Origin of the sequence: Thiococcus pfennigii (assembly GCF_016583835.1) — a bacterium.
In the GTDB taxonomy this organism is placed as follows: domain Bacteria; phylum Pseudomonadota; class Gammaproteobacteria; order Chromatiales; family Chromatiaceae; genus Thiococcus; species Thiococcus pfennigii.
Genome location: NZ_NRRW01000038.1, coordinates 1 through 13,149, shown reverse-complemented (window position 1 = coordinate 13,149; position 13,149 = coordinate 1). Strand labels below are relative to the sequence as shown.

The window sequence follows — 13,149 nt, the reverse complement described above, 5'->3', positions numbered from 1 at the left end:
GCAAGTTTGGGGGTCAAGGCGGATTTCGCTTGGACCAAGGGTAAATCGTGTGGCCGTCAACAGACCTACGGTGATGATCCTCTTCTCCGATCCTTCCTGCCCGTATTGCCACCGCGTTCGAATCGTCCTCGCCGAAAAGGGGATCGCCGTCGACATCGTCGATGTCGATGCCCAGCACCTGCCGGACGAGGTCATGGACTTCAATCCGTACGGCACGGTTCCGACCCTCGTGGACCGGGAGTTGCGGCTCTACGAGTCGCGCATCATCATGGAGTACCTCGACGAGCGCTTTCCGCACCCACCGCTCCTGCCCATCGACCCCGTCGCCCGCGCGAGTGCCAGGCTGTTCATGTACCGTGTCGAGCGTGACTGGTACAGCCTCCTCGGTCGGATCGTCAAGGGGGCCGCGGCGGACGCCGCCCAGGCGCGCAAGGAACTGCGCGAGAGCCTGATCGCGACGGCCCCGGTGTTTGGTGCACGCCCCTTCTTCATGAACGATGAGTTCTCGCTGGTCGACTGCTGCATCGCGCCGCTGCTGTGGCGTCTGCGCGCGCTCGGCATCGACCTGCCGCCGAGCGCCAAGGCGGTCGAGGACTACGCCGCCAGGATCTTCAAGTGGCCAGCGTTCGAGCGCAGCCTGTCCGAGGCCGAACGCGAGATGGGCGTCGCCTGACGGCGGGCTGGAAAAGGGCCCGCGAGGGCCTCAAATCGAGGTCATGATGACCGGTGCGCGCGTCGCTTCCGACGCGCCCCGGCACGGCGGACGCTTGATGGGGTGCTGTGCGAGCGAAGCATCCCTCGGGTTACCGTTAAGGTCCAAGTGTGTGGTGAGGAACGAGGTCCGTAGGGTGTGGTGAGGAACGAACCGCACCGACCCCGGTGGTTTCACGAACGGTGCGGGTCGCGATGGACGTCGGCGCAGGCCGAGGTCCGTAGGGTGTGGTGAGGAACGAACCGCACCGACCCCGGTGGTTTCACGGACGGCGCAAGTCGCCATGGACGTCGGCGCAGGCCGAGGTCCGTAGGGTGTGGTGAGGAACGAACCGCACCGACCCCGGTGGTTTCACGGACGGCGCAAGTCGCCATGGACGTCGGCGCAACCCGAGGTCCGTAGGGTGTGGTGAGGAACGAACCGCACCGACCCCGGTGGTTTCACGGACGGCGCGGGTCGCCATGGACGTCGGCGCAACCCGACGTCGGAGGTCGAGTCGTGCCGGTCCTCGTTCAATCGTTCCGAAGAGACAGGTAGCCAATCCGTCTGCGAGAGATCCGATGACATCCAACCGTCCCTATCTCATTCGCGCCCTGTACGACTGGATCCTGGACAACCAGCTGACCCCGCACCTGTTGGTCGATGCCAGCCGCAAAGACGCCCAATTGCCGGTGGCCTACGCGCAGGACGGCAAGATCGTGCTGAACATCACGCCGAGCGCCGTGCGTGGTCTGGTCCTGGGCAATGACCGCATCACCTTCGGTGCCCGCTTCGGCGGCGTGGCGATGGAGGTCTGGTTGCCGGTGGACGCCGTCATCGGCATCTATGCCCGCGAGAACGGCCACGGCATGCTCTTCCCGGACGAGGAGCCGCGGCCGTCCGGCGAGACCGCGGACGTGGAGGCCGAGGAGGCCCCACCACCGCGCGAACGCCCGACCCTCAAGGTCGTCAAGTAGACCCTCGCTCCCCGCGAGGGCCGTCGACGGTCGGTCCGACGTTGCGCCGCAGGGGCCGGTCTGCCGGCGATCCCCTGGGGTGCCTTGGCCTTCGGGTGCCATTGGCGGCGGCGCGCGATCACGGATCCCCCCTCCGCCGGAACGGTCTCGATCAGGCGTCGTCCGCCCGCGCCGGTAGGCCAAAGCTGATCTCCTCGAGATTCAGCCCGACCAGTACCAGATGGCCGGTGTGGCGGCCGATTCCCTCCTCGCTGTAATCGAACCGGTAGACGCGGCGCAGCCGCAGGCCGGCGCGCGTCGGGCGCACGCCGATGCGGCGCACGGCGACGGTCTGATCGAGGAGTTGCAGGTCGCGCCGATCGCAGGCTGCCTGACAGATGCCGAGGGCGATCTCGCGGGCACGCAGGCTGTCGAGCCAGAGCCAGACGAGGCCGGCGACGACGCCGATGGCGATCAGATCCTGGCCCGAGACCGGCATCCTAGCGTCTCCGTGCGCTGGGGTCGGACGCTCGTGCGTTGCCGCCCCGGCGAGCGGCGGTAGCGCGCGGCCGCCGTGAGACGATCGGCCGGATGCCGCGGGGCGCCCGTGCCGCGCTTGTGCGCGGCGGATCGCTGCGCCTCGGGTCGCTGGAGACGAGCCTCACCAGGGGGCGATGACCGGGGGTGGCGGCGGGGCCAGCACGGTCATCGGACCGCCGCTCGCCATCCAGACGACGACGGCGGCGAAGGACACGGCTATCACGAACGCAATCGACAATCGCACGCCCCGGAGCGATTCGGTATCCCTCGCATTCGGGTCTGCGACCGACTTTCGGCCGGTGATCATCGGTCGCACCAGATTGTCCTTGCGCACCAAGGTGTAATAGAGGATCGCCAGCACATGCAGGCTCACTAGGGCGACGATCAGCCAGCCATTGGCCCGGTGCAGTCCAGTGATGAGGTCGCTCGTCTCGCCCGAGACGAGGGGGTTGAACGGGCCGCGGAAGGCGATGTCGTCGTTCGCGAAGAGGCCGAGCAGGACCTGAACGAAGAGGACGGCCATCAGGGCTAGCACGGACAGTGCCCCGAGGGGATTGTGCCCGACCCCTTGCCAAGCCCCGCGCAGGTAGGCCAGGACGGCGCTCGGCCCGCGCACGAAGTTGTGAAAACGGGCATAGGTCGGTCCGAACAGACCCCAAGCCACCCGGAAGGCGATCAGCCCGAGGACGAGTTGGCCGAGCAGCCCGTGCACGGGCATCAGGTTGCCGCCTTGCAGGGCGGTCAGGATCGCGGCGACGACCAGCGTAAAGAGCAGCCAGTGAAAGAGTCGAAGGGGGAGGTCCCAGACGAGGATGCGTTTCTCTTGCATATGCTTGGAATCGATCTTGGCGAATGACGGTGTGGGCCGACGGCAGGCGCTAGTGTCCCCCAAGAGGCGAGTGGGCGCAAAGTGCGCCCGTCCTGCGAGGCCGGGCGATCAGTCGACGGCGCTCGCGCTCCGCTCGGGTGCCAGCTCGCGCAACCACAGCGCGGTGGCCCCGGCGACGGCGCTCGGCATCGCCAAGAAGTTGACGATCGGCACCGATGTCAGCGCGAGCGTCGCCGCGCCGAAGCCCAGCGACAGGAACGGCCGTTGCCGCAGCCGCGCCCTTTGCTCGCGGAACCTGAGGCCGTGGTTGCCCATCGGGAAGTCGGCATACTGCACGGCGAGGACCCAGGCCGAGTAGAGGAACCACAGGAGCGGCGCGACGATGTTGAGCCCGGGGATCAGGAACAGGATCAGGAAGGGGATCGCCGAGAGCAACGCATAGCCGAGCTTGCGCAATTCGTCGAGCAGCGTCGGTCCGAGCTCGCCCAGCAGTTCCCGCAGCCCGCCGCCGTCGCCCGGGGCCTGGCCGGTCAGGTGGCGCTCGACGGCCTCGGCGAGGAGCCCATTGAACGGCGCGGCGATCAGATTGGCGAGCAGCCCGAAGGTGAAGAACACGACGACGAGCAGGCCGATCGCGAACAGCGGCCAGAGGAGCCAGGTCAGCCACTCCAGCCAGCCGGGTACCAGCGATTGCAGCCAGGCGATCAGATCGGCGAACTGCATCCAGCCGTAGGCGATTGCCGCGGCGAAGATCGCCGTGTTTACAAGGACCGGGACGACGACGAATCGGCGCAGCCGAGGCTGCATGATCAGGCGCATGCCGCTGAGCAGATGGCGGGCACCGTCGAGGGGGGCGAGGTTCATAACGAATGCTGCCGGTCATGATGCTGGAGTCGCCGCAGGGGTGCCATTGTCGCCGCTCTGCTCGCCCAGTCAATGATCGGCACGGCCCGTAGGTCGGGTTAGCCCCTCGGGGCGTAACCCGACGACCACCAACGCGGCCCCCACCGAGGCCGCGTCGGGTTACGGCGCGCGCAACCTGTCGTTTCTGATAAAAGGCTGTGCGGCGCGCCTAACCCGACCTACGGGCCGTGCCGGTATCGCCGGGGCCGTAGAACGTAGGGCGGGAAAGCGCAGCGCATCCCGCCATGCACTCGGGGCGTAACCCGACGACCACCAACGCGGCCCCCACCGAGGCCGCTGTCGGGTTACGGCGCGCGCACCCTGCCATTTCTCATAAAAGGCCGTGCGGCGCGCCTAACCCGACCTACGGCCCTATGGCCCCGGCGCAGACCGGCACGGCCGCGCCGGGTACCGCGCCGCCACCCGACAGTGGCCTCAGCGGCTGCGGCGGCTCGGCCGGCCTCCCTCGTAGGCGGCGATCTGCTGGATGATGGGCGGCCACGGCAGCCCGTCGAGGTCCTCGAAGCGGTTGGCGGCGGCGCGCAGGAGCCCGTCGATGTCGACGATCGGGGCCCGCGCCGGGACCGTCGGCGCGAGCAGGGTACGCACGCCGCGCAGGGCGCCGACCTGGATCCGCACCGCATTCGCGTGGGTCAGGGCCGCCTCGGGATCGAGCGTCCTCAGCGCGAAGCGCGCCTGGCGGCGCACGAGGTCGATGAAGGTGCGGCAGCGCGCGTGGGCGGCGTCCGTATTGCAGCGCACGCCGAGGCGCTCGGCGACGCAGAAGCGCCGCGCCTGCCGGCAGCCGGCCTGGGTTGCGAGGATGCCCTTCTCGAACGGGCAGAGGCGTCCGTCGACCTCGGGGTAGGCGCTCAGCAGGGTCTCGTCATCCATCGCGCCGGCCCCGGGTCAGGTCTCGGCGCCGCGCCTGAAGCGCTCGATCTCGCGCCGGTCGCGCTTCGTCGGGCGGCCCTTGGGCGGGTCGCCGAGGCCCTGCTCGCGGCGCTCGCGGACCAAGGCCTGACGGCGCAGGCGGCTGGCCTCATCCTCCTCGTAGAGGAGCGCCGCCTCCGGTGCCCCGCGCCGCTGGCGGCTGATGCCCCGCACGACCAGCTCCCAGGCCAGCGACCCCTTGTGGATCGTCAGGCGGTCGCCGACCCGTACCGCCTTGCCGGGCTTGGCGCGCAGCCCGTCGACATGGACCTTGCCGCCGTTGATCGCCTCGACCGCCAGCTGCCGGGTCTTGAAGAAGCGCGCCGCCCAGAGCCACTTGTCAAGGCGGATCGTCTCCGGCGAGCCCGCCTCGCCGGTCATCGCGCGAGCCGCGATTCGAGTTCGCCGGCCATGTCGAGCTCGACGAGATCGTCGTAGCCGCCGACGTGCGCGTCGTCGATGAAGATCTGCGGCACCGTCTCGCGGCCGCTGCGTGCCACCATGGTCTCGCGCTGCCGCGGGTCGGCGTCGACGCGGATCTCCTCGTAGGTCGCGCCCTTGCGCGTCAGCAGCCGCAGCGCCCGGGTGCAGTAGGGGCAGGTAGCCGTCGTGTACAACAAAACCTTCGCCATGCCGTTGCTCTCGGGTTATCGTCAATGGCCATGCCAAGCCGGTCGGCGCCGCCCGGTGGGTGCCGCCTGCGGCTTGAAAACCGCCGTTGCCGACCGGAGACAGCGCTTATCGCCGGCCCCCGCCGACCACGCCCCGGCCGTCGCCTGAGGTTATCATGTATCGCAACAGACCACCCACGATCCATCTGAAGGACTACCGCCCGCCGGAGTTCCTGATCGACCGCGTCGAGCTGCGCTTCGAGCTCGCCGCCGAGACGACCCGCGTCGAGGCGTCCTTGGAGATGCGCCGCAACCCGGCGGCGGTGCGCGGCGACGGTGATCTGCGTCTCGACGGCGAGCAGTTGGAGCTGGAGCAGGTCGCGCTCGACGGCCGGCCCCTGCCGCCCGCCGAGTATCGCATCGAGCCCGAGGCGCTGATCCTGCACCATGTGCCGGATCGCTTCCGACTGGAGACCCGCGTGCGCATCCACCCGCAGCGCAACACCGCGCTCGAGGGGCTCTACCAGTCCGGCGCGCTCCTCTGCACCCAGTGCGAGGCCGAGGGCTTCCGGCGCATCACCTACTTCCTCGACCGCCCCGACGTGATGGCCCGCTACACGACGACGCTCGTCGCCGACAAGGGCCGCTACCCGGTCCTGCTCGCCAACGGCAACCCGGCCGGCACCGAAGACCTCGGCGGCGGCCGGCACCTGGCCCGTTGGGAAGATCCCTTCCCCAAGCCCTGCTACCTGTTCGCACTGGTCGCCGGCGACCTGCACGAGGTCGCCGACCGCTTCACGACCGCCTCGGGCCGCGAGGTCGCCTTGCGCCTCTACGTCGAGCCGGAGAACCACGACAAGTGCGACCACGCGATGCGCTCGCTGAAGCAGGCGATGCGCTGGGACGAGGAGCGCTACGGGCGCGAGTACGACCTCGAGGTCTATCTGATCGTCGCCGTCAGCCACTTCAACATGGGTGCGATGGAGAACAAGGGCCTCAACGTCTTCAACGCCAAATACGTGCTGGCGCGGCCCGACACGGCGACCGACCAGGACTTCCTCGGCATCGAGGCGGTCATCGCCCACGAGTACTTCCACAACTGGACCGGCAACCGCATCACCTGCCGCGACTGGTTCCAGCTGAGCCTGAAGGAGGGCTTCACCGTCTTCCGCGACCAGGAATTCTCCGCCGACATGGGCGCGCGCGACGTCAAGCGCATCGCCGACGTACGCACGCTGCGCGCCCGCCAGTTCCCCGAGGACGCCGGCCCCCTGGCGCACCCGGTGCGGCCCGACGCCTACATCGAGATCAACAACTTCTACACCGCCACCGTCTACGAGAAGGGCGCCGAGCTGGTGCGGATGCAGGCGCGCCTCCTCGGCCCGGAGGCCTTCCGCCGCGCGACCGACCTCTACTTCGCCCGCCACGACGGCCAGGCCGTGACCATCGAGGACTTCGTGCGCTGCATGGAGGAGGCGAGCGGGCGGGATCTCACCCAGTTCATGCGCTGGTATGCGCAGGCCGGCACGCCCGAGCTGACCGTCACCGACACCTGGGACGCCGCCGGCGGCGTCTACACGCTGACGTTCCGCCAACGCACGGTGCCGAGGGCGAACCGGGCGAGCCTCGGTCCGCTGCACATCCCGGTCGCCGTCGGCTTGCTCGATGCCGACGGGCGCGATCTGCCGCTGCGGACCGCCGACGACACGGCCGAGCCACCGAGCGGGACCCGGCTCCTGGAGCTGCGCCGCGACGAGACCAGCTACCGCTTCGTCGGCTTGCGGGCGCGCCCGGTGCCGTCGTTGCTGCGCGGCTTCTCGGCACCGGTCAAGGTCCGCTACGACTACAGCGACGACGACCTGCTGTTCCTGATGGCCCACGACAGCGACGGCTTCAACCGCTGGGATGCGGCCCAGACGCTCGCCCAGCGGCTCCTGCTGCGCCGCGTCGCCGAGCCCGAGGCCCAGGTGCCCGCGGGCTTCATCGCCGCCTTCCGTCGGGCGCTCACCGATGCCGACGCCGATCCGGCCCTGCGCGCCGAGGTCCTGACGCTGCCCAGCGAGGCCCACCTCGGCGAACAGATGGCGGTCGTCGACGTCGACGGCATCCACCGTGCCCGCGAGGGCCTCAGGCACGCGATCCTCGCCGCCCTGCGCAGCGAGCTGCGCGCCGTCTACGAGGCGCATCGCGACCCGGGCCCCTACGCCTCGACCCCGGCGGCGATCGGCCGGCGGGCGCTGAAGAACCTCGCGCTCGGCTACCTGATGCAGGACGGCGACCAAGAGGCCGTCGACCTGTGCGCGGCCCAATTCGACGCGGGCGCGAACATGACCGACGTCATCGCCGCCCTCGGGCTCCTCGTCGACGTCGGCGGTGCGCCCGCCGAGCGGGCCCTGGACACCTTCTACCGGCGCTGGGCCGCCGATCCGCTGGTCCTCGACAAGTGGTTCGCCGTCCAAGCCGCCAGCAAGCGCCCCGATACGCTCGCGCGGGTCGAGGCCCTGCTCGGCCACGAGGCCTTCACGCTGCGCAACCCCAACCGGCTGCGCAGCCTGGTCGGGGTCTTCTGCAGCCTCAACCCGGTGCGCTTCCACGCCGCCGACGGGGCCGGCTACCGCTTCCTCGGCGACCGCGTCCTGGAGCTCGACCCGCTGAACCCGCAGATCGCCTCTCGCATGCTCCAGGCCCTGGCCCGCTGGCGGCGTTACGACCCGGCCCGCCAGGCCCTGATGCGCGCCCAGCTCGAGCGCATCGTCGCCGTCGAGGAGCTCTCGAAGGACGTCTACGAAGTCGCGTCTAAGACCCTCGGCGAACGCCCGGCCTGAGTGCCGGCCGCTGCTCGCCGGCCGCGAGTGGCCCCGTTCAACTCTCCGGGATCGTCAGGACGTCGCCGACCCGGATCCGGTCGCTGTCGAGGCTGTTGACGGTCTGCAGCGAGTGCACGCTCACATCGTAGCGGCGGGCGATCCCGACCAGGGTGTCGCCGCGGTGGATCCGGTGATGGCGCGGCGCGCCGCCGGCCGCGAGGTGAGTCCCAGGTAGAGGATGCAGGGCGAAATAGGCCTTGATGCCCTCGTAGATCGCCCGGGCGATGCGTTCCTGATGGGCCGGGTCACATAGCCGCTTCTCGTCGTTCGGGTTCGAGATGAAGGCGGTCTCGATCAGCATCGAGGGGACGTCGGGGGACTTCAAGACGACGAACCGCGCCTGCTGGATCCCGGGATGGTGCAGCGGGCCGACCGAGCCGAGCTTTGCCAGCATCTGCTCGGCGGCGTACTGGCTGTGTTCCATCGCGCCGTTCACGGCGAGCTCGAAGAGCACGCGGTTGAGGTCGTCGTCGGGGTCCTTGAAGTCGATGCCGCCGATGCGGTCGGCGCGATTCTCGTGCTCGGCGAGCCACTGCGCAGCCTCGCTGGTGGCGCCGTGGGAGGAGAGGGTATAGACGGAGGCGCCGCTGACCCGGGCATCGTGGAACGCGTCGGCGTGGATCGACAGGAAGAGATCTGCTTGCTCGTCGTGGGCGAGTCGGGCGCGCTCGCGCAGGCCGACATAGTAGTCCCCGTCGCGGATCATGACAGCCCGCATGCCGGCCGTCGCCCGGACCAGTTCGGCGACGCGACGGGCGATCGCGAGGGTGACGTCCTTCTCGAGGGTGCCGCCCGGGCCGATGGCGCCCGGGTCCTCGCCGCCGTGACCGGCGTCGATCGCGATGATCAGGTCGCGCAACGCCGCCCCGGGGGATATCCCCGTGCCGTTGCCGGCGAGGATCGGGCGCGGACCGTCCTTCGGCAGGAGATCGACGATCAGCCGATGACCGTAGCGCTCGTTGGGCGGCATCAGAAAGCTCTTGGCGCGCACCTGCTGCTTGAGGTCGAGCACGAGGCGCAGGCCCCGGCCATCGGGGGAGCCGGCACGCAGGCGCAAGAGCAGCGGATCGGCGGAGTCGACGTGCGGCAGCTTGCCGACGAGCCGGGCGTCGGCGATGTCGATCATCAGGCGATCGGGATTCTGCAACGGGGCGACCCGGTGGGTGACGGGACCGCTGACGTCGACGACCAGGCGCGTCTGATCCGGCGAGGTCCAGACGCGCGTCCCCCGCACGTCGACCTGTTGGCACAAGGCCGGCAGCGACAAGGTCGCCAACAACAAGAGCGCGATCAGCTGTTTCATCGCGTTGCCCCGAGGAAGCTCCTTGGTGAGATGGTTCGCGGATCGCAGGCCGGGGCGCGCGCTCGGTCCGGTGCTGCCGGTGGCGGCGTCGAGGGCCTCGGCCATGGCACCCGCGCTCGCCTTCGTAAAATAGCACGCCCCTCGGATGGTATCCAATGAAAACGAAGGATTAGGGGAAACTCCTAAGGGCGTGCCGAGGAATCCGTTGGCCCGGGCGGGCTGGCCGCCAGGGCCGCCAGGGCCGCCTCGCCGCGCGCGGTCCCGGCGTCCAGTTCGAGGCGGCGGCCCTCCCCGGCGTAGGCGATGCGCACCCGCAGGTCCGGCGGGGGCAGGGCGCCGGCCCCCCGCTCGGGCCACTCGACGAGGACCAGGGCGTCCTCGGCCAGGAGGTCGCGCAGCCCGAGGTAGTCGAGCTCCTCGGGATCGCCGAGGCGGTAGAGATCGAGGTGGTAGACGCTGCGCCCGGCGAGCTCGTAGGGCTCGATCAGCGTATAGGTCGGGCTCTTGACGGCGCCGGTATGGCCGAGGCCCTGGAGGATGCCGCGCACCAGCGTCGTCTTGCCGGTGCCCAGATCGCCCTCGAGGAAGACCAGCACGCGCCCGCCGAGGAGCACTGCCAGGCGGCGGCCGAGCCCCTCCTGGCGGGCCTCACCCTCGAGCAGCAGGCGGATCATCTACCCTCGACCGAGCGCAGCGTGCCGCGCAGCGCCGCGATCAGGTCGCCCGCGAGCATGCCGCGTTCGCCGGCCTCGGCCGCCGCGTCGCCGGCCGCGGCGTGCAGGCAGACACCGGCCTCGGCGGCCTCTTCGAGCGCGAGCCCCTGCGCGAGCAGTGCGCCGATCACGCCGGTCAGGGCGTCGCCGCTGCCGCCGCTCGCGAGGCCTGGATTGCCGTCGCTGCAGATCGCCGGGGGGCGCTGCGACGGGCCGACGATGATCGAGCCGGCACCCTTCAGTACGACGACACCGCCGAAGCGCCGCTGCAGGGTGCGGGCGGCGGCGATCCGGTCGCGCTGCACCTCGGCAGGGCGGCCGCCGAGCAGGCGCGCCGCCTCGCCCGGGTGGGGCGTCAGGATCCAGTCGTCGCTGCACCGCGGCGCCCAGGCCAGCCGATTGAGGGCGTCGGCATCGACGACGAGCGGGCGCTCGGCATCGAGGGCGGCGCGCCACAGGGGCTCGCCCCAGGCATCCTGGCCGAGGCCGGGACCGAGCGCGATCACGTCGGCCCGCTCGATCAGCGGGGCGAGGTCGGCCGGGGTCTCGACGCCGCGGCACATCAGCTCCGGGCGACCGAGGTTCAGCCAGGCGGCATGGGCCGGGTGGGTCGCGATCGTGACCAGGCCGGCGCCGGCGCGCAGGGCCGCCTCGCCAGCGAGGCGTGCCGCACCGGTGAGGCCGGGGGCGCCGCCGATCACGAGCAGATGGCCGTTGTCGCCCTTGTGCGCCGTGCGTCGGCGGGGCGCGAGCCGATGGCCTTGGGCGGACCAGTCGATGCGCCGTGCCGCGGCGATGGTGCGGGCGTAGACGGTCGCTGGTATGTCGAGGGAGTCGAAATGGATCCGGCCGCAGCAGTCCGGTCCGGCCCCGGTGAAGAGGCCCGGCTTCAGGCCGATGAAGGTGACGGTCGCGTCGGCCTCGATCGCGGTGCCGCGCGCGGCCCCGGTGTCGGCATCGAGGCCCGAGGGGACGTCGATCGCGAGGATCGGCGCCGCGTGGGCGTTGGCCGCGCGGATCGCCTCGGCCCACCGGCCCTCGACATCGCGCCCGAGGCCGGTGCCGAGCAGCGCATCGACGATGACGTCGGTGCGCGCCGGCAGGGCCGGCTCGGGCGCGATGCCACCGCCGGCGTCGCGCCAGGCGACGGCCTTGGCCAGGGCATCGCCGCGCAGCCCGTCCGGGTCGGCGAGGGCGATGACCCGCACCGCGAGGCCGTCGGCCAAGGCCAGGCGCGCGACCACGTAGCCGTCGCCGGCATTGTTGCCGCCGCCGCAGAGGAGGGTGATCGCGCGCGCCTGCGGCCAGTGCGCGCGGAGCCGCCGGTAGGCCGCCCGACCGGCCCGCTCCATCAGCTCGCCGTCGGCGAGGCGACCCGCGTCGATCGCCGTGCGCTCGAGCAGCCGCAGCTGCTCGGCCCGATAGAGGGCGTGCGGCAGGGGCACCGTGACGGGTTTCGGGGTTGGCATCGCGGTCTCGTCGCTGTCCGGCGAGGCGCCTCAGCCGTTGGGGCAGGGGCGCCTCTTGCCGGCGACCCGCAGGCGCAGCGCGTTCAGGCGGATGAAGCCCGTCGCATCGCCCTGGTCGTAGGCGCCGGCGTCCTCCTCGAAGGTCGCGATCGAGGCGTCGAACAGGCTGTCGGTCTCGGACTTGCGACCGACGACGAGGACATTGCCCCTGTAGAGCTTGAGGCGTACGACGCCATTGACGACGGCCTGGGTCTGATCGATCGCCGCCTGGAGCATCTGCCGCTCCGGCGAGAACCAGTAGCCGTTGTAGACGAGTTCGGCGTAGCGCGGCATCAGGGCGTCCTTCTGGTGCGCCGCCTCGCGATCGAGGGTCAGCGATTCCATCGCCCGGTGGGCCTTGAGCAGCAGGGTGCCGCCGGGGGTCTCGTAGCAGCCGCGCGATTTCATGCCGACGTAGCGGTTCTCGACGATGTCGGCGCGCCCGATGCCGTTGGCGCCACCGATGCGGTTGAGCTCGGCGAGGAGCGCGGCGGGGCTCATCGCCTGGCCGTCGATCGCGACGCAGTCGCCGTGCGCGAAGGTCAGCTCGATGTAGGTCGGGCGGTCCGGGGCGTCCTCCGGGGCGACGGTCCAGCGCCACATGTCGGCGCCCGGCTCGCACCAGGGATCCTCCAGGTCGTAGCCCTCGTAGGAGATGTGCAGCAGGTTGGCGTCCATCGAGTAGGGCGACTTGTTGCCGTCGCGCTTCATCTCGACCGGGATGCCGTGGGCCTCGGCATAGGCCAGGAGCTTTTCGCGCGACAGGAGATCCCACTCGCGCCAGGGGGCGATGATCTGGATGTCGGGCTTGAGCGCATAGGCGCCGAGCTCGAAGCGGACCTGGTCGTTGCCCTTGCCGGTGGCGCCGTGGGAGATGGCGTCGGCGCCGGTCTCGATGGCGATCTCGACGAGGCGCTTGGCGATCAACGGCCGGGCGATCGAGGTGCCGAGCAGGTACTCGCCCTCGTAGATCGCGTTGGCGCGGAACATCGGGAAGACGAAGTCGCGGACGAACTCCTCGCGCAGGTCGTCGATGTAGATCTCCTTGACGCCGGCGGCCTCGGCCTTCGCACGCGCTGGGGCGAGCTCCTCGCCCTGGCCGATATCGGCCGTGAAGGTCACGACCTCGCAGCCGTACTGCTCTTGCAGCCAGCGGAGGATGACCGAGGTGTCGAGCCCACCCGAGTAGGCCAACACCACCTTCTTAATCGCGTTCTGCGCCATCGACGAGCTCCACAGGAAGGTTTGATCGCTCAGTATAAGGGCGCCGGCCCGGGTTGTGGGAGGGGTAGGGT

13 protein-coding genes are annotated in these 13,149 nt (G+C 70.4%); 3 read left to right on the top strand and 10 right to left on the bottom strand.

What is annotated here, in order from left to right; translation table 11 throughout:
* Positions 1-73: 73 nt before the first annotated feature.
* Together CKO41_RS12490 and CKO41_RS12485 are read left to right on the top strand one after the other, a co-directional pair.
* On the top strand, positions 74-673 hold the full coding sequence (locus tag CKO41_RS12490; protein WP_200382508.1) for a glutathione S-transferase N-terminal domain-containing protein: 600 nt from the start codon (positions 74-76) through the stop codon (positions 671-673).
* A gap of 599 nt (positions 674-1,272) precedes the next feature.
* Positions 1,273-1,668, top strand: a complete 396-nt coding sequence (locus tag CKO41_RS12485) for a ClpXP protease specificity-enhancing factor (protein ID WP_200382506.1) — start codon at positions 1,273-1,275, stop codon at positions 1,666-1,668.
* A gap of 151 nt (positions 1,669-1,819) precedes the next feature.
* On the opposite strand, the gene CKO41_RS12480 is transcribed toward CKO41_RS12485, so the two are convergent.
* The 6 genes from CKO41_RS12480 to grxC form a co-directional block, all read right to left on the bottom strand.
* Complete coding sequence (locus CKO41_RS12480) at positions 1,820-2,146, bottom strand: DUF3301 domain-containing protein (protein WP_200382504.1); 327 nt, start codon at positions 2,144-2,146, stop codon at positions 1,820-1,822.
* A 162-nt stretch (positions 2,147-2,308) separates the two neighbouring features.
* The gene (locus tag CKO41_RS12475) at positions 2,309-3,016 is read right to left on the bottom strand and encodes a cytochrome b/b6 domain-containing protein (protein ID WP_200253088.1); all 708 of its coding nucleotides are present in this window, start codon (positions 3,014-3,016) and stop codon (positions 2,309-2,311) included.
* A 108-nt stretch (positions 3,017-3,124) separates the two neighbouring features.
* A complete protein-coding gene (cysZ, locus tag CKO41_RS12470; RefSeq protein WP_200382502.1) occupies positions 3,125-3,880 on the bottom strand; it encodes a sulfate transporter CysZ in 756 nt (251 codons plus the stop codon).
* Between the two features lie 474 nt (positions 3,881-4,354).
* Positions 4,355-4,813 carry a hypothetical protein gene (locus CKO41_RS12465; RefSeq protein WP_200254547.1) on the bottom strand — a complete coding sequence of 153 codons (459 nt, stop codon included), beginning with the start codon at positions 4,811-4,813 and terminating at the stop codon, positions 4,355-4,357.
* A 15-nt stretch (positions 4,814-4,828) separates the two neighbouring features.
* A complete protein-coding gene (gene hslR, locus CKO41_RS12460; RefSeq protein WP_200254549.1) occupies positions 4,829-5,233 on the bottom strand; it encodes an Hsp15 family ribosome-associated heat shock protein in 405 nt (134 codons plus the stop codon).
* Positions 5,230-5,484 (bottom strand): glutaredoxin 3, encoded by a 255-nt coding sequence (gene grxC / locus CKO41_RS12455; RefSeq protein WP_200382500.1) that lies wholly within the window; start codon positions 5,482-5,484, stop codon positions 5,230-5,232. Before grxC ends, hslR begins: the two co-directional genes overlap by 4 nt.
* A gap of 155 nt (positions 5,485-5,639) precedes the next feature.
* Between grxC and pepN the strand changes: the two genes are divergently transcribed.
* Positions 5,640-8,288 (top strand): aminopeptidase N, encoded by a 2,649-nt coding sequence (pepN, locus tag CKO41_RS12450; RefSeq protein WP_200254553.1) that lies wholly within the window; start codon positions 5,640-5,642, stop codon positions 8,286-8,288.
* A 37-nt stretch (positions 8,289-8,325) separates the two neighbouring features.
* Here pepN and CKO41_RS12445 read toward each other — a convergent pair whose 3' ends face one another.
* From CKO41_RS12445 to CKO41_RS12430, 4 genes are all read right to left on the bottom strand, one after another.
* Positions 8,326-9,738: an N-acetylmuramoyl-L-alanine amidase gene (locus tag CKO41_RS12445; RefSeq protein ID WP_338113816.1), complete on the bottom strand. Its 1,413-nt coding sequence runs from the start codon at positions 9,736-9,738 to the stop codon at positions 8,326-8,328.
* A 77-nt stretch (positions 9,739-9,815) separates the two neighbouring features.
* Positions 9,816-10,307: a tRNA (adenosine(37)-N6)-threonylcarbamoyltransferase complex ATPase subunit type 1 TsaE gene (gene tsaE / locus CKO41_RS12440; RefSeq protein WP_200254555.1), complete on the bottom strand. Its 492-nt coding sequence runs from the start codon at positions 10,305-10,307 to the stop codon at positions 9,816-9,818.
* Entirely contained in the window at positions 10,304-11,815 is a 1,512-nt protein-coding gene (locus CKO41_RS12435) for an NAD(P)H-hydrate dehydratase (RefSeq protein ID WP_200382498.1), read from the bottom strand. Before CKO41_RS12435 ends, tsaE begins: the two co-directional genes overlap by 4 nt.
* A 30-nt stretch (positions 11,816-11,845) precedes the next feature.
* The gene (locus CKO41_RS12430) at positions 11,846-13,078 is read right to left on the bottom strand and encodes an argininosuccinate synthase (RefSeq protein WP_200382496.1); all 1,233 of its coding nucleotides are present in this window, start codon (positions 13,076-13,078) and stop codon (positions 11,846-11,848) included.
* Positions 13,079-13,149 lie beyond the last annotated feature (71 nt).